This window comes from Bacillus sp. Bvel1, assembly GCF_014872755.1.
GTDB classification, from domain to species: Bacteria; Bacillota; Bacilli; order Bacillales; family Bacillaceae; genus Bacillus; species Bacillus velezensis.
The window spans coordinates 430,551-446,817 of record NZ_JAAOBZ010000006.1; the positions used below are offsets into that span (position 1 = coordinate 430,551).

Below are 16,267 nucleotides of genomic sequence, written 5' to 3' on the forward strand. Positions count from 1 at the left end.
CATTATACGAGAAAAATATCAGAAAGACAGCAGCTGTGCCTGTTCGGCTCTTTCCATCAGCACTTCAGGCGCGTCTAAATACAGAAATCCGTTCCCGGCCAATGTTTTGGCGATGTCCAAAGGAAGGGTCCGCCGCACGAGCTGGGCGTAGACTTCAGCCTCAGAAAGCGTCCGCTGAAACGCGTCCTGTTCAAGCCCTTTTATTAAGGCAAGCGCTCCGCTCACATGCGGGGCGGCCATTGAAGTGCCCGTCAGCTTCCCGTATTTATGGTTGGGAAGAGTGGAGAGAATATTTTCTCCCGGAGCCACCAGGTCAATCTCTTTATTAGCGTTTGAAAATTCAGACGATTTACGGGCGATTGAGACTGATCCGACTGCGATCACTTCGTTGTAAGCGGCCGGATACGACAGTTCCTCTGTACGCTCGTCTCCGTCGCCTTCGTTTCCTGCCGCGCAAACGACCAGAACACCGCTTTTTACCGCATTTGTGACCGCTTCTTTCAGTTCAGGCACATCGCTTGGCCCGCCGAGTGACATGGAAATAATGTCCGCCTTTTGTTCAACGGCGTAGTTGATGCCGTTAATAATCCATTCGTATTTGCCGCTGCCGTTTTTCCCGCCGAGAACTTTAACGATTAAAAGGCTTGCTTCCGGCGCGACACCCGAAATTCCGCCGTTTGAATCATTGGCTGCAATCGTTCCGGAAACGTGTGTCCCGTGTCCGTTGTAATCGGAAATCACGTCTTCTTTGCCTCCGTCATCATCGGTGAAGTTTTTCCCGCCGACAATCCGGTCTTTCAAATCAGGATGATTGATGTCGCAGCCTGTGTCAAGCACCGCGATTTTAATATCCTTGCCTTTAAACCCTTTTGCCCACAACTCTGGCGCCTTAATCACTTTAATCCCCTCAGGAAGCTCGTTCACATCCATGATCTGTTCATCCGTGACATAAGGAATCAAATGCATTTCACCATTCATAAAAAAGCCCTCCTTTTTTATGCTTGCGAGTGGATACAAGGGTGTTGCTACTATTTTATGGCAGAGCATGCCGGCCGGAAAGAGTCATTTGAAGCATTTTCATAAAAAAGGCGTAATCTATCGGACTAAAAAATTTCAAATAAATGGATAGTTTGACAGCTTTCATTTTCATTCATGACCCGCTGACGCTATAATTGGAAATGGGAAAGGAGAAGAGAGATGAAGATAAATGAAGCGTTATACAGCTATTTTTCAGAACAAGTGGATCAAATTGCGAAAGAGTGGATCGAAACGATGGAAGATTCGGATCCGAATTCGATTTATTCTTTGACAAATCCCGTCATCACAGAAGAACTGACGGAGCAGGATAAAGAATTTTACCGGCATATTAATAAAATGTATATCATGCCGGAAAAAGAATTTTTAGAAGAGTTCGAGCGGTGGGTGATTGAGCTTGCGAAAGACCAGAAGCATCTGGATACTCCCGTCCAGTATGTAGTCCGTGAATTCATGAGAAACCGGAGACTATACATCAGTTATTATGATGCGTTTGCCGATAAACATGAATCTTCATTTGCCGAGGGAGAAAGGAAGAAATGGGAGAATTTAATTGCACAAGTATTTGATTTTACGATTTACACGTTTGTCGATCATGCTGAGCATAACTCAAAAATGCAGCTGAATGCGCAAAGAGAAATGATTTTGGAGTTAAGCTCGCCGGTTATCACGCTGAGCAAACGGACGGCGCTGCTGCCGCTTGTCGGCGATATTGACACGGAGCGCGCCAAATTCATTCTTGAAAATACGCTGAGCACATGTGCAAAACGGCTGATTGAACATCTGTTAATTGACCTGTCGGGTGTAGTGGTTGTCGATACGATGGTGGCGCATCAGATTTTTAAATTAATTGAAGCGCTGAAATTGATCGGCGTCACGTCCACTTTATCCGGAATCAGGCCGGAAATTGCTCAAACCGCCGTACAGCTCGGCATTAATTTCTCAGAGATTACGGTCAAGTCCAATCTCGCTCAGGCTCTCAATTATCATCAATAACATACATAACAAAACAGGCTGCCGAATCACTCCGGCGGCCTGTTTTTATACAAACAACAATGAAATGAGCCAGCTTGCGCCGAATAACAGAAGCACGAGCAGGAAAAAGCACCAGTCGGCGCGGCGCACAGTAACAGTTCTGTAAAACGTGCGGTTTCGGCTCCCAGTAAAGCCTTTAGATTCCATCGCGATGGCCGTGCGTTCCGCCTTTCTGATTGCGCCTGCCAATAGCGGAATGGTGAAGCGCCTGAAGGCGGAGAGCTTTCCTTTCAGCCCGGAATCAGACGCCGCACCCCTGATTCTGTGCGCCTGCCGGATGATCAGGATTTCATCTTTCAGAAGAGGGAGAAACCGGAATCCCGCGATAACGCCGTATGCAAGCTTGGGCGGCAGCTTACACTGCTGAATCAGACTGAGCATGAACAGAATCGGATCGGTTGTAAAAAGAAACATCATCGACAAAGCGGAAAAACATAAAATACGAAACGCGATAGAAATCCCGAGCGCCGCGTTATCACTGTTGACGGCAATCGGCCCGAGTTTAAACAGCAGATTGCTCCCGGTTGTCGGGACGTTTCCGAATACGGCGGCTGTCCATAAAGAACCGAAGGCCAGAATGACAAACGGAATCGTGAACAGCAGCCATTTTTTCAGCGGCACACGCCCCGCCGAGAGGACGCCTCCCGCAATGATGATATAAAACAAAGCAGGGGTGTACGGATTATAAATAAATGACAGCATAATGACGCATAACAATACAGCCGCCGCCTTTATTGACGGGTTAACAGCCTCCAGCCGCAAGTTCATTTTTCCGCCTCCTGTCGTGTTTCATCCATTCATACCGCAGGGGCAAAGCTAAATGCGCCCGCTCCGCGATTCCGATATGATCAGAAAACAATGAGTCGGGCGTTCCGCGGTACACCAGCTTCGTGCCGCAGAGCACAAGGATCGTGTCGGCATAATCCGAGACGAGTTCCATATCGTGTGTCACCATCAAAACAGCCGTTCCTTCCTTTTGAATCTCACGGAGCATTTGCATACACTCCCGCGCCGTTTTGGCATCCTGTCCGAAAGTCGGTTCATCAAGCATCAAAACGTTCACATTGTGCATAAGCATCGTCGCGACGCTGAGCCTGCGTTTTTGTCCTTGGCTTAAAGAAAACGGATGCTGTGAGGCATGGCGTCTCATGCCGAATCGGGTTAACAGCTGAAGAGCTTTCTCCTTTGCGGCTCTGTTGCTTTCAAAACCGAACATCAGCTCTTGAATGACGGAATCTGTGACAAACTGGTGTTCAGGATTCTGGAAAACATATCCGATCTGTCGCCGCAGCTCTTTTTCAGAATAGGAATCAATCGGTCTGCCGTCTATTTTGATGTCTCCGCCCAGCGGACGGATGAGCTTGGCCGCGGCAGAAAGGAGCGTGGATTTTCCTGTTCCGTTAGGACCGGCAATCGCGGTGATTGAACCTTTTTTTACGGAAAAGCTCACATCCTGAAAAATGACTTCTGCTCCTCTTGAGAATGACAGTTCGTGAACGCTCAGCGCGTCTTCTGCCGAAAGCGCGGCGGGCCGGGGTTCGGGCAGAGATGGTACAGGTTCGTCAAACAGATTTTCTTTACACAATGTAAAAGGAATGCTGACGTGCTCCTGCAATGAGATCACACGCGGAATCGGAATGCCGAGCTGCATCAGCTCTTCAATCTTTGTTTCAAAGATAACGTCTGTCTCTCCGTCCATCACCTTCTGACCCGTTTCGTCAAGGACAATCGTCCTGTCCATCCACGGCGCCCAGTGATCAAGCTGATGTTCGATAACGAGAAGGCCGAAGCCTTTTTTTGCTTGAAGATCTTTGATCAGCCGCACTAATTCACGTGCCGAATATGGATCAAGCTGTGCCGTCGGTTCGTCCAAAATAATGAGTTCCGGTTCCATTGCAATGATACAGGCAAGCGCCACTTTTTGTTTTGAACCGCCTGACAGCGAAGCGATCGTTCGCGTTTTCAGATGAGTGATCTCTAATTTTTCTAAAACGTCATCGATGATTGCGTCCATATCTTCTTTTGTATATTGCAAATTTTCCAGGCCGAAGGCGATTTCATCTTCAACGGTCAGCATGCAAAACTGCTGGTCCGGATCTTGAAACACGACGCCGATGGATCTGGCGGCGGGTTCTGTCAGGTGTGAAAGAGGTGTTCCGTATAAAGAAACGGTTCCCGATTGAACCCCATCGCATGCTTCCGGGTACAGACCGTTTAAACAGAGAGCGAGCGAGCTTTTGCCGCATCCGCTCGGCCCGAGCAATAAAGCCCGCTCTCCTTTGCGGAGCTGAAAGGACACGTTTTGAAAAATCGGCTTTTCATCCTGATCATAAGAAAAGGTAAGACGGCCGGCGGATAGAAGGGGTTCAGATGCCTGCATCTTGGTTCACCTGTTTCTTTTTCTTCTTGAATTGTTTTCCGAGCGCCATGCCGTTCAGCACTCCTGTGTAAGCCAGCGCATCACTGATTGCTTTGCCGAGAAGGCCGGCAAGAAGCGCACCTGAGACCAGACGGATGAGAAGCATGACGGCTAATAAACCCGGATTCAAAACAGAGTATCCGGAAACGAACAAGTCATAAATGAAGCTTGTCACAGAAGACCCCATACCGGATAAAAGAAGCACGGGCAGGGTATACACCCGCCAGCGTGTCGCTAAAAAGATTGCTTCCGCACCGATTCCCTGTGCGATCCCGATCAGAATCACCATCGGTCCTGACGGATTTCCGAGTAAGCACTCCACAAACGCGGCGATGATTTCAGAAACGAGAGCCGCTCCCGGTTTTTGAATAATGTACGCGGCAATCACCGAGACGATAAACCAGATACCGTAAATCGGTTCGTAGCTCATCCGGCCGAAAAATCCTGCCGCTATATTGCTTGCATGAGTTGATACTAAATAAATGACAGCAAATACAACACTGATGACGGACATGACGACAATTTCTCTCATTTTCCAATTTTTCATTGTGATCTCCTGCTTTCTTATCGATAGTCGTAAGTATGAAAGAGTTGATTTTACGAAAGACGATTGATCGTAAGTTTCATATTGCGGTGTCCTCCCCCGTTTTTTAATGAAAAATAAAAAACTGCATATCCGAGGGAATATGCAGCAGCAGAACGAAAACGCATGGGGAAAAACCCTGCGCTCCGGTCAATCTGCACTTCCCCACGCTGGTATTATCCAGATCGGGTTATAAGGGATCAAAACACGCCTGCCGCATGTTTTATCTCAGCCGATAACAGCACCCCTAGTGCGTTTCCTATACAGTTTTTTATGATGACATCATCATAGTTGATCATGTCTGATTTGTAAACAGCCTTTCTCCGAACAGAGTTTGGAATCGGACCGGAAGATCATTCATAAAGATAAGAAGAGCCCTTTTGATCAAAAGGAAACGGAGGACATCTATGTTTGTTCATACAGTGCAGTCTGGCGACTCGTTATTTTCCATCAGCAGAAAGTACGGATACCCTGTTGACAGCATCAGAAGCGTCAACGGGCTTGAGGAAACGAATATCGTTCCGGGGCAGGCGCTTTTAATCCCTCTTAATGAATATACGGTTCAGCCGAATGATACGTATGCCGTTATCGCAGGTAAGGCTTATGTGCCGCAGATGCAGCTGATGCAGGCAAACCCGGATATTCCGCCGAACCGGCTGCGGACGGGTATGAAAGTGAAGATCCCTGATATCTCTAACTATCTTGCGGGAACCCTGCAATTTTATGTCATTCGGACGCCTGAAGCGGATAGAGAGCTGATTAATGATTTTGCGCCGTATTCTTCGGCGATTTCTTTGTTTGAATATCATTTCGGCCCGAATGGAGATATCATGAACGATTTAAACGACAGAACCGCAATAGAAACCACATGGCAGAACAGAGTGCGCCCGCTTGCCGTCATTACGAATCTGACAGAAGGGGGATTCAGTCCGGAATTAGCCCATCAAGTGCTGCAAAATCCGGCGGCAAGAACGAATCTCGTCAACAATATCGTCTCCTTAACGGTAAGAAAGGGATACGGCGGTGTAAATATCGATTTTGAACGGGTCAGAGAAGCTGACAGGGATCTCTTCACAGGATTTCTCCGGCAGTTAAAAACCCGGCTTTCAGAGCATCAGCTCGCGTTAACGATATCGGTTCCGGCGAAAACAAGTGATGCAGTGCCGTGGCTGAGGGGATATGATTACGGCGGAATCGGAGCCGTCGTCGATTATATGTTCATTATGGCGTACGACTGGCACCACGCCGGCAGTGAGCCGGGACCCGTGGCGCCTTTAACAGAGGTCAGGCAAACGATCAATTTTGCCATCAGCAGGGTGCCGAGAAGAAAAGTGATTCTCGGTGTTCCGCTGTACGGGTATGATTGGGTGATTCCGTACCGTCCCGGAACGATCGGATCTGCCATCTCCAATCAGCGCGCCATGGAAACGGCGATGAAGCATCAATCAATGATCCGTTATTCCCAGCAGGAGCGTTCCCCTTACTTCCGGTATACTGATGAAAATGGAAGAACGCATGAAGTGTGGTTTGAGGATGTGCGAAGCATGAGTGAAAAAATGGTTCTCGTTCGGGAGTTCGGACTGCAGGCGATCGGCGCGTGGCAATTAACGCTCGGTTTCAAACCGGGCCCGTGGCTGCTTAGGAACTTTTTTACGATCCGAAAAATATAGCTGCATGTCCCTCTCCGTAAGTGATTTTTTCTTTCCTATGATAACGGAGCTTCTTTTGGACAATCTAAAATTGAGAAGGAGGTCTGTCATATGAAGAAAAGGGAAGAGCAGTATATCAACGAGGCTGAGTATGTACCGCACCCGACAAAAGAAGGGGAATACGCGCTCATGTTGCATGAATCCTATCATTTCCTTTCAGAAGAGGATGAAAGCGATTTGCCGGAATAAGGGCTTTATGCCTTTATTCCGTTTATTTTATAGGTATGTGCTGAAATCACAAATTTAAGGTTGACACATTCCTTTTTTTTCTGTAATCTCAGTGTGTCAATTCAAATAAGAACTTCGTTAGGTGAGGCTCCTGTATGGAGATACGCTGCTGCCCAAAAATGTCCAAAGACGCCAATGGGTCAACAGGAATCATCGACATAAGGTGATTCTTAACGCAGCTGGATGGCTGTCCTATGCCATACAGTGCTAAAGCTCTACGATTGGAGGCCCCGCACGTTTATTTGCCGTGCTTGTTTTCGCCTTCATATCGGAAGGTTTTTTTTATGCCTCAAAACGTACACGACTGAGCATGATAAGGAGGTGCGGAGTATGGATTCTCCCCATTCGAGTATGTCAGAAGAAGTACCCATATACAGCCAGATAACCAGTGACGACATGATGAGGAGACAAACCGCCGCACTTCCCTTGACGGACGGCGCGTCTCCGTAAAGGAGGTACGAGTCCCGATGGTCCAAAACATGACCTATGACGAACTCATATTACGCATTATCATTTTATTGCGGGACGGAAAAATAAAAGAATTCCGAAACATGATAGATGAGCTTCAGCCCTATGACATGGCATTTTTATTTAAAGAAATGCCGGAAAAGCACCGGGCCCGCTATCTGTCATATATGACGGTTGATGACATCACCGACATGATCGGAGAGCTGGAGCGGGAATTTCAGCTTGCCGTTTTGCATAAGGTCGGTAAAACGAAAGCCACTCTCGCAATGAATAAAATGGATAACGACGATCTCGCCGCATTGCTTGAAGAGATGGATGAAGAACTGAAAGAACAGCTTTTATCCAGTATGGAGGCTGAGGAATCAAAGGCCGTACAGCTTTTGATGAACTATCCGCAAGAATCGGCGGGCAGGATGATGACGAACCGCTTCGTCTGGATTCCGCAGCATTATACAGTAAAAGATGCGGTCGTGAAGCTGAAAAGTTTTGCAGAAATCGCAGAATCAATAAATTATTTGTACGTGATTAATGACAGCAAGCAGCTTGTCGGAGTGCTCTCTTACAGAGATTTAATTCTCGGCGAGCCTGACGATAAAGTGCAGGATCTCATGTTTACGCGTGTCATCTCGGCCGGGGTGCTCCAAGACCAGGAAGAAGTCGCCCGGCTGATCCAGCGGTATGACTTTTTAGCCATTCCCATCGTGGAAGAAAATAATGTGCTTGTCGGTATTGTCACTGTCGATGATATTATTGACGTCGTGATTAAAGAAGCCGATGAAGATTACGAAAAATTCGCAGCCTCCGGTAAGGCGATTACATTTGATACGAAAGCATACGTGGCGGCGTACCGCCGTTTGCCGTGGCTCATTCTGCTTTTGTTTATCGGATTGATTTCCGGAAGCATTCTGAATTATTTTGAAGATACATTGCAAAAAGTAGTCGCCCTCGCGTTTTTCATGCCGATGATCGCGGGAACGACGGGTAATACAGGCACACAGTCACTCGCCGTCGTCATCAGAGGACTGGCTAAAGAAGAAATGAATAAAAAAACCATTTTTAAACTGATTTTCCGTGAATTAAGAACCGGTATCTACATCGGCATTGTCTGTGCGATCGCGATTACGATCGTCGCAACCGTCTGGCAGAAAGACTTAACGCTCGGTTTTGTCGTCGGTTCATCGCTGCTTGCAACGTTGATTATCGGTACGATGGCCGGAACGATCGTCCCTATTATTCTTCATAAACTGAACATTGACCCGGCGATTGCGTCAGGACCGCTGATTACGACGCTGAACGATATTTTGTCCTTATTAATTTATTTCGGCATTGCAACTGCATTTCTTCATGCTTTATAAAAAAAGTCCGTCTCACAGGAGGCGGACTTTTTTGATCAGCGGTTTTTATACTTAAAATGAGCATTAAGCTGTCCTTCCAGCATTTTTTTGCGGAGCTGCGGGTCGTTTTTGAGAGCCTGTTCTTTTTTCCGCATGTCTTTTAAAATCTCAGCCGTCTGCACGCCGTCTTCCCGCTTGTTGGCAATATCCATCAGCCGCTCAACATCCGCGAAGGAATACTTTCTCGTTCCCCGTGATGATCGCTGCGGGTAGATTAATTTCCGTTCTTCATAGTATCTGATCTGTCTGACTGACAATCCGGTTAATTCGCTTACAATGCCGATCGAGATTACTTTTTTATCTTTGTAAGATTGTTCGTCTGTCGTCATTTTTCCACCCCTGGATGTCTTTTACTCATATTATATAAGAAAAAAAGAGAAAAAACCTGACGCTTGTCAGGTTTTCTGACGCGAAATAGAAAATTTTAGAAAAAAAGCGGCAGAAAAATTGACAAGGTTAATGCATGGTTCTGTGCCCCCGTTTTATGCTTATTGTACAGATACAATGAGGAGGAAGGATAGGAATGGAGAAAGAAAAAGCGGTTTCGCTGGCAAAAGAAATCATTGAATTAGATATGAAACGCGATGAAATGCTGGAGGCGTTCATGCAGCTTGCCGGGGAACACGCTTTTCCGCTGCTCAGAGCCGTCCAGAACGGTCTTTACCGAAAAACATCATAATCTACAGAAGTTTTACAATGGCTTTATACATCTTTGATATAAAAGCGTTATTCTGATCATAGAATAACGGAAAACAAAGGAGGCCGTCATGAGTCGTTTGCTTCAAAATGCATTGGATAAAGAGAGAAACCATTATTCCAAAAAGCTTCTGCAGATCGGAGTCTATACGAAAGAAATACTTAATTCCATGACAATTACGGAGCTGAGAAAGGAATACGCGTATTTTTTTCGGAACATTCCCTATAAAGAACGGAACCCTTATACAAATTAAATGATGTATAAGGGTATTTTTTTATATAAAAAAGAAGGAATTCTGAAAAACGGCACGAATAGAATATAAAACAAAGAACGACTCTTATGAATTGTAAGGGTTTACATTATTTTTTTATAAAAATCTTAAATACGGGGTAGATATGATGAGATTATCATTTAACGAAGAAGAAGTGATGCGTTCGATGAATTTGTACAAAGTTTTTGCGAGGGCTTTCAAGAGTGTGTCTGAACACAGCATCCGCGACAGTAAAGAACACGGTTTTAATCCGACTGAATTTGCCGTTTTGGAGCTGCTCTATACGAGAGGACCGCAAAAGCTTCAGCAAATCGGGTCGCGTCTTTTGCTTGTCAGCGGGAATGTCACCTATGTCATCGACAAGCTTGAAAGAAACGGGTTTTTGGTCAGAGAACAAGACCCGAAGGACAAACGGTCTGTTTACGCCCATTTAACTGATAAAGGAAACGAGTATTTGGATAAAATTTATCCGATTCATTCATTGAGAATTGCGAGAGCGTTTTCAGGACTTATGCCTGAGGAACAGGAACAGCTGATAGCCTTACTGAAAAAAGCGGGAATTCACAGCCAGCATTTGCTTTTCCGTTAAAAGAAAGCGGATACAGACACTCTTCTTCATGAAGAGTGTTTTTTTCTGTTTCGGACAGTAGAGCCTGAAGCGGTTTTTGCATAAGCTGATACAGGGCTGCATCATTATTTACCAATCATAATGTGTCATGCCTCATGCCAAAATATGAGGGTGCTTTGAATATAAAGAAGGTGAACATGTGAGAAGCTGTCTGCTGTCTATATGGTACTTACTTGATCCGCTTTATTTCTTCTTTACCCGGCTGACGCTGATTGATAAACGGCAATCGAATGTATTCCGCGTCCGTTTGACTAGATATAAAGGAAAAGAAGTCATCCTGAGCGACGGAACCAGGATTAAAAAAAACGACGTGTTAGTTAAGATTCATCTTCATAATGTCAAACTCCTGAAAGAGCTGCAGCCTATTGAAAGCGCGGTCAGAAGGGGGATTATGCTATATCAGAAGGTATATCAATCCATGCCTCATTTAGCGGATTATATTAACCAGCATAAACGGAAAGACGAGATTAAGGGAGTCGTCGGCATTACAATGCTTCATAAAGGAGCGGCGAGACTCGGTTTTGATGTGATAAAACCGTCCAGCGGCTGCTACAGGCTGTTTAAGAAAGCGGCCCATCTTCCGATTTTATACTTTACTGCAAAACAGCTCACCCTCAAAAACATTCCTTACTCCTGCTATTTATTTATTTCCAAAGAAAAATTGATGTGCACGTATCAGACTGAAAAGAGCTGACCAAAAGCGTCAGCTCTTTCTCTTGATTTGCTCAAGCACGATTGAAAGCGGGCCGTCCTGCGGATTCCGGTAAAAATCATAAAACGGATCTCCCTCTGTCCTGACGCGGTTCACTACTGTATCGATCGTATAATCATCAGGTGTTAAAGAGGAGTTGACTTCGCTCCAATAAAGGGGAGCCGCAACCGTTCCCAATTCGTTGCCCCGGGTCGAATAGGGGGCGATAATGGTTTTCCCTTCGGCATGCTGCAAATAATCTAGGTAGAGCCTGCCGTTTCGGTTTTTGATAAACCGCTCTGTCGTAAAAAGATCCGGGCGCGTCCTGACGCAATAATCGGCGATGAGCATTGTGAACGCACGGGTTTCTTCATAGGTGAATGCTTCCGGTGAAAGCGGGATGTAAAGCTGAATGCCTTTATTTCCGGAGAGCTTCGGGAATGACGTCATGCTGAATGAGTCAAACAGCTGTTTCAGCACATGCGCAGCCTCCACTGCCATAGGAAAATCATTCCTTGACGGAGGATCAAGATCAATGACGATTTCTGCGGGCCTTTCAGAATGCACTGTCTGAAACGGAACGTGAAATTCAAGCGCCAGCTGATTAGCCAGCCATAGAAGTGACGGTACGCTGCTGCATACGATGTGCTCGTGGCTCCCGTCAAACACGCTTGTGACAAAGTCCGGCGTGTAGTCCGGTTTGTTTTTTTGAAAGAAAGATTCGCCAGGCGCGCCGTGCGGATAACGGATCACCGTGACGGCCCGATCTTTAAGAAAGGGCATCAGAAAATCGCTCATTTTCACCATATAACTAAGGAAATCTGCTTTCGTTTTTTCACGTTTTTTAAAAACGATCTTATCCAGGCTTGTGAACTGCAGCTTCGGCGGCAGCGTTTTAGAGCGGAGGATAAGCTGCTGATACGTGCATTCCGTCCAATCCATTTCAAACTGAAAGGACACAAAAGATACTTCACGCAGCGTGTCCTGCAATATGGTTAAATACTGCACGGTCATGCAGATAGAAGGCTCAAGTGTATACTCGCCGCTTTTTTGTTTTTTTCCGTGGGTCTCCATAATGGTTCTGACGGCGTTTTTTTCTTCCGCCTGCATGCCGTGGGAAACGGAAGCGATCGGGACGACGATGCCGTCTTTCAAAACAGAGGCCGTCACATACCCGTTCTTCGGATTGAATCCGGTTAATAGCACGTGAGCCGTTTTCATATGTTTATACTTCTGCCAGTCGGGAGAGCGTTTATTTTCCGCCCATCCGCTGGAAGCCCTTTTGGCTACGATACCTTCTCCGTCATGGCGGACGACCTTGTCCCAAAGCGCGTCAAAGTCAGTGTGCTCCGGAATGTATTGAATCGCTTCTTCCGCTAAGTGATGAGGGCAGGCGGGAAGATTTGCTTCTTTAAGCAGATTGGAAAGGGCGCGCTTCCGTTTCACATACGGTAATGAGACGGTGCCCGCGCCTTCCAGAACGAGGAGATCAAATGCCAGAAAGCGGCACGGCCGTCTATCAGCGGTGCTTTTAATTGCTTCGGTTCGTTTTAAACGTCCGCGGATTTGAAGATGCTCAAAGTCCGCTCTGTACGGATTGATTAAATAGACAAGCTCTCCGTCAAGCGTAATGGGGAACCTGTCTTTCATGTGCTGAAAACACCGGGCCGCAAAAGCCGTGATTTCCGGAAATTGATTCGTCAGCGTCTGTCCGTTTCTGCTGGTTAATGTAACACCGTTTTCGTCTATGCGGAGAAGACAGCGGAATCCGTCATATTTTACCTCATAGCGCCACTCACTGCCTTCAGGCGGTACAGAGGTCAAAATCGGCTGCATCGTCAGCACCATGATTAAGACGTTCCGGCTTTTTGTCTGGTCGTCTTCTGCTTTTTGCCTCCGCCGCCAGCTGACGCTGTGTCTTTTGTCCGTGCCGGTGCAGCCTGTTCGCGATTCGGCCGCTTCGTCCGGTCAATGCTTGCCTGAAGCGCGCTGACAAGATCAATGACATCTTCTCGCGGGCCGGCAGGAGCAGGTGTCACGCCCGCTTCTTCATGTTCGAGCTTATCGTTAATTTTGGCGAGAAGGGCTTTCCGGTATGTGTCTTCGTATTGTTCCGGGTCAAACTCGGTTGTCAGCTCATTAATTAATGTGATCGCCGTCTGCAGCTCTTTTTCATTAACGGCTGTCTGCTCAGGAACGCCCGGCACATGTCCGGCATTTCTGACCTCATCTGGATAATGAATGGATTCCATCACGATGCAGTTGTCATACACGCGAAGAATCGCAAGCTGCTGTTTAGAGCGGATCGTAATGGAGGCAATCCCGATTTTACCCGTCGTCCTCAGCGCTTCCCGCAGAAGTGTATAGGCTTTTGTGCCGTTGTCTCCCGGCCCGACATAATATGACCGGTTAAAATAAATCGGATCGATTTCCTGCAGCTGGACAAAGTCAACAATCTCAACCGCTTTTTCTTCATGTTCCTGTTTTACGTCTTTCAAGTCTTCGTCTGTCATAATGACGTATTTTCCTTTTACATACTCATAGCCTTTCACGATTTCATCAGGCTCCAGACTCTTTTCACATCCGGTGCAGATTTTTTCGTATTTAATCGGCGCATGGTCTTCTTTATGAAGACTGCGGAATTTTATATCTTTATCTTCAGTGGCCGCAAAAAGCTTGACCGGGATATTGACGAGGCCGAAACTGATCGAACCCTTCCACATCGTGTGCATGAATAAAAACTCCTTTTTGTCTTTATTGTGGATAAACGGGTCTGTTCCATGTGTAGCAACTTATGGGTGATGCGGCGCTTCATGGAGCGGCTGTTCCATTTCCTCAAGCGGTAATGGCCGGCTGAAAAGGAAATCGCATGTGAATCGGTAAGTTCTTTAAATCGCTGAAGTCCCCGAAAATCATCAATGGTTGATCAAAAAGATTATATAGAATCATTCCCCGGGAAATGCCCACGCATTTCCATGTAGTGACCGAGAGAATTTCCCGCTCCCATAAAAACAGATTCGGCGATGGCAAAGATCCCGGCAAAACGCACTGCCCATATGAACTGAATTCCGGTCAGCCGCCGCTTACCGCGAAGGGTAACTTTTCCGGAGATCTTAAGTGATGTAACCGCCGCCAGACGAGCAATCAGGAGACAGGCGGGACGTTGTATTGCGCATGTCATTCCCTCCCGCTATACCGATCTGAAACGACTCATATTTATAACGGGCATGTCTAAAAGATATTTCAGCCTCAAGGTTTTGTGTTAAAATCATTCTTAAGTTTCAGAATATAGACGTAAGCCGGGAGTGATAGATCATCGAAGATTTCATCATATCAATAATTGAAGCGTTTAAAAGCTTATCTTACGCCGGAATTTTTTTGGCGCTCAGTATAGAATTCATCCCGGCGGAAATTGTTCTTCCGCTTGCGGGCTATTGGGTCTCAAAAGGGGATATGACGCTTGCCGGAGCCGTGTTTGCCGGTTCGCTCGGCGGTGTTTCAGGTCCGCTTGTCTTATATGGGATCGGCAGGCTGGGCGGTCGGCCGTTTTTGCTGAAATATGGAAAGTACATATGGATAAAACCCGAATCCCTGCAGAAATCAGATGAATTCTTTCAGAAGCACGGAGGTTTGGTAGCGTTCAGCGGCCGTTTTATACCGGGGATCAGGACGCTGATTTCTTTGCCGTGCGGCATTGCGAAGATGAATATCTGGGTGTTCTCTCTCTATACATATGCAGCGATGCTGCCGATTACATTTGCTTACGTATACCTCGGTATGAAACTCGGGGAAAATTGGAAAAGCGTCGGTTCCATTCTCGATCAATATATGCTGCCGCTCGGTATATTCATTGTGTTGCTTCTCGTTCTTTGGATGTTTTTGAAGAGAAGAAAACAGCGGGTCAAAACAGAAAAAATTTCTCAATTTGTTAAAAAAGTTAAGCGTTGACAAATGATGAAACAGGCTTTATCATGAGCGTATAAACAAATATTTCTTGAAATCTCAAAGGGGAGTAGCGTCCGGATATTCCGGAAACAAAGTCGTCAATTCATGGATCATATCCATCGGCTTTGTTGGCATGCCAATCATTCATGTCTAGCAAGACCTTTGCCTTATATCGGCAAAGGTCTTTTTTGCGTAAAAAAACCGCCGGTATAAGCTCGGATGATAGAAAAAAGAAACGGAGGGAATGGATTGGACTTTGCATTATTATTGGAGTATGGATGGGTTCTTCTCGTTTTAATCGGGCTGGAAGGGATTTTGGCGGCGGATAACGCGCTGGTGATGGCTGTGATGGTGAAGCATCTTCCTGAAAAACAAAGGAAGAAGGCTTTATTTTACGGATTGGCGGGCGCATTTATTTTGCGTTTCGGGTCGCTGTTCGCCATTTCATTTTTGGTGAATGTTTGGCAGGTCCAGGCCGTCGGCGCTTTATACCTGTTTTACATTGCGGTCAGCCATTTGCTGAAGCGGTATGTATTCAAAGATAACGCCGGGCAGAAAACGCAGAAAGAAAGCGGGTTTTGGCAGACTGTCTTGAAAGTGGAGCTCGCGGACATCGCTTTTGCCGTTGACTCCATTTTAGCGGCGGTCGCACTTGCCGTAACGCTTCCGGGAACACGGCTTCCTGCCATCGGCGGCTTGGACGGCGGTCAGTTTCTCGTTATTTTAGCCGGCGGCGTAATCGGTTTAATCATTATGCGTTTTGCGGCATCAATGTTCGTATCCTTACTGAAAACCAGGCCGGGCCTTGAAACGGCGGCATTTGTGATTGTCGGATGGGTAGGCGTGAAGCTCGCTCTTTATACGTTGGCCCATGAGGAACTCGGTATAATTCCGGCAGATGTCATCCATTCGGCGGCCTGGAAAATCATTTTCTGGGCGGTTCTGGCTGCCATTGCGGTTTGCGGATGGTTTATGTCAGGATTAAAACAAACAGAGTCCGGCGCGGCATCGGAAAAAAGAGAACACGCGTAAAATGATCAAGAAGGGAGTCTGGCTTTTTAGAAAGCAGGTTCCCTTTTTTGTTTGAAACGCTTACATTTAAGACATATGATAACAATTTTATAACAGCATTGTTACAAAAAACACAGAGAAAACCCCCTTAAT

The 16,267-nt window shown here is 46.5% G+C and carries 17 protein-coding genes and 2 riboswitches; of the genes, 10 read left to right on the forward strand and 7 right to left on the reverse strand.

Going from position 1 to position 16,267, the window contains the following annotated elements; translation table 11 throughout:
- Positions 1-18: 18 nt before the first annotated feature.
- The gene (locus tag HAP68_RS06370; protein ID WP_014304883.1) at positions 19-978 is read right to left on the reverse strand and encodes a S8 family peptidase; all 960 of its coding nucleotides are present in this window, start codon (positions 976-978) and stop codon (positions 19-21) included.
- Between the two features lie 219 nt (positions 979-1,197).
- Between HAP68_RS06370 and HAP68_RS06375 the strand changes: the two genes are divergently transcribed.
- On the forward strand, positions 1,198-2,031 hold the full coding sequence (locus tag HAP68_RS06375; RefSeq protein WP_003154749.1) for an STAS domain-containing protein: 834 nt from the start codon (positions 1,198-1,200) through the stop codon (positions 2,029-2,031).
- A 45-nt stretch (positions 2,032-2,076) separates the two neighbouring features.
- On the opposite strand, the gene HAP68_RS06380 is transcribed toward HAP68_RS06375, so the two are convergent.
- From HAP68_RS06380 to HAP68_RS06390, 3 genes are read right to left on the reverse strand one after another with little or no spacing between them, the layout of a single operon-like run.
- Positions 2,077-2,838, reverse strand: coding sequence for an energy-coupling factor transporter transmembrane component T family protein (locus tag HAP68_RS06380; RefSeq protein ID WP_022553447.1), 762 nt, complete (start codon positions 2,836-2,838; stop codon positions 2,077-2,079).
- Positions 2,813-4,450: an ABC transporter ATP-binding protein gene (locus tag HAP68_RS06385; protein ID WP_024085216.1), complete on the reverse strand. Its 1,638-nt coding sequence runs from the start codon at positions 4,448-4,450 to the stop codon at positions 2,813-2,815. The genes HAP68_RS06380 and HAP68_RS06385 overlap by 26 nt, the downstream gene beginning before the upstream one ends.
- Positions 4,437-5,036 (reverse strand): ECF transporter S component, encoded by a 600-nt coding sequence (locus HAP68_RS06390; RefSeq protein WP_014304886.1) that lies wholly within the window; start codon positions 5,034-5,036, stop codon positions 4,437-4,439. Before HAP68_RS06390 ends, HAP68_RS06385 begins: the two co-directional genes overlap by 14 nt.
- Before the next feature lie 181 nt (positions 5,037-5,217).
- Positions 5,218-5,331: riboswitch (TPP riboswitch) on the reverse strand.
- Positions 5,332-5,479: 148 nt separating this feature from the next.
- Between HAP68_RS06390 and HAP68_RS06395 the strand changes: the two genes are divergently transcribed.
- The 3 genes from HAP68_RS06395 (at position 5,480) to mgtE (ending at position 8,832) form a co-directional block, all read left to right on the forward strand.
- Positions 5,480-6,742 (forward strand): glycoside hydrolase family 18 protein, encoded by a 1,263-nt coding sequence (locus HAP68_RS06395; protein ID WP_003154742.1) that lies wholly within the window; start codon positions 5,480-5,482, stop codon positions 6,740-6,742.
- Between the two features lie 90 nt (positions 6,743-6,832).
- The gene (locus HAP68_RS06400; protein WP_003154740.1) at positions 6,833-6,970 is read left to right on the forward strand and encodes a transcriptional regulator SplA domain-containing protein; all 138 of its coding nucleotides are present in this window, start codon (positions 6,833-6,835) and stop codon (positions 6,968-6,970) included.
- A 106-nt stretch (positions 6,971-7,076) separates the two neighbouring features.
- Positions 7,077-7,242, forward strand: a riboswitch (M-box (ykoK) riboswitch).
- Between the two features lie 234 nt (positions 7,243-7,476).
- The gene (mgtE, locus tag HAP68_RS06405; RefSeq protein WP_014304888.1) at positions 7,477-8,832 is read left to right on the forward strand and encodes a magnesium transporter; all 1,356 of its coding nucleotides are present in this window, start codon (positions 7,477-7,479) and stop codon (positions 8,830-8,832) included.
- A gap of 35 nt (positions 8,833-8,867) precedes the next feature.
- Here the strand turns inward: mgtE and HAP68_RS06410 are convergent, their stop codons facing one another.
- On the reverse strand, positions 8,868-9,200 hold the full coding sequence (locus HAP68_RS06410) for a MerR family transcriptional regulator (RefSeq protein WP_003154734.1): 333 nt from the start codon (positions 9,198-9,200) through the stop codon (positions 8,868-8,870).
- A 194-nt stretch (positions 9,201-9,394) separates the two neighbouring features.
- Here HAP68_RS06410 and HAP68_RS06415 point away from each other — a divergent pair, with 194 nt between their 5' ends.
- From HAP68_RS06415 to HAP68_RS06430, 4 genes are all read left to right on the forward strand, one after another.
- Positions 9,395-9,550 carry a hypothetical protein gene (locus tag HAP68_RS06415; RefSeq protein WP_003154733.1) on the forward strand — a complete coding sequence of 52 codons (156 nt, stop codon included), beginning with the start codon at positions 9,395-9,397 and terminating at the stop codon, positions 9,548-9,550.
- 88 nt (positions 9,551-9,638) lie between these two features.
- Positions 9,639-9,821, forward strand: a complete 183-nt coding sequence (gene fbpA, locus HAP68_RS06420; RefSeq protein ID WP_003154731.1) for a Fur-regulated basic protein FbpA — start codon at positions 9,639-9,641, stop codon at positions 9,819-9,821.
- A 142-nt stretch (positions 9,822-9,963) separates the two neighbouring features.
- Entirely contained in the window at positions 9,964-10,428 is a 465-nt protein-coding gene (locus HAP68_RS06425) for a MarR family winged helix-turn-helix transcriptional regulator (protein WP_007610911.1), read from the forward strand.
- A 178-nt stretch (positions 10,429-10,606) separates the two neighbouring features.
- Positions 10,607-11,161: a YkoP family protein gene (locus HAP68_RS06430; RefSeq protein WP_003154727.1), complete on the forward strand. Its 555-nt coding sequence runs from the start codon at positions 10,607-10,609 to the stop codon at positions 11,159-11,161.
- A 9-nt stretch (positions 11,162-11,170) separates the two neighbouring features.
- Here HAP68_RS06430 and HAP68_RS06435 read toward each other — a convergent pair whose 3' ends face one another.
- Together HAP68_RS06435 and ku are read right to left on the reverse strand one after the other, a co-directional pair.
- Positions 11,171-13,006, reverse strand: coding sequence for a DNA ligase D (locus HAP68_RS06435; protein ID WP_024085217.1), 1,836 nt, complete (start codon positions 13,004-13,006; stop codon positions 11,171-11,173).
- Between the two features lie 2 nt (positions 13,007-13,008).
- On the reverse strand, positions 13,009-13,890 hold the full coding sequence (gene ku, locus HAP68_RS06440) for a non-homologous end joining protein Ku (RefSeq protein ID WP_003154722.1): 882 nt from the start codon (positions 13,888-13,890) through the stop codon (positions 13,009-13,011).
- A 580-nt stretch (positions 13,891-14,470) separates the two neighbouring features.
- Here ku and HAP68_RS06445 point away from each other — a divergent pair.
- Both HAP68_RS06445 and HAP68_RS06450 read left to right on the forward strand, forming a co-directional pair.
- A complete protein-coding gene (locus tag HAP68_RS06445) occupies positions 14,471-15,106 on the forward strand; it encodes a DedA family protein (protein ID WP_370648482.1) in 636 nt (211 codons plus the stop codon).
- 246 nt (positions 15,107-15,352) lie between these two features.
- Positions 15,353-16,135 (forward strand): TerC family protein, encoded by a 783-nt coding sequence (locus tag HAP68_RS06450; RefSeq protein WP_014304892.1) that lies wholly within the window; start codon positions 15,353-15,355, stop codon positions 16,133-16,135.
- The last annotated feature ends 132 nt before the right edge of the window (positions 16,136-16,267 follow it).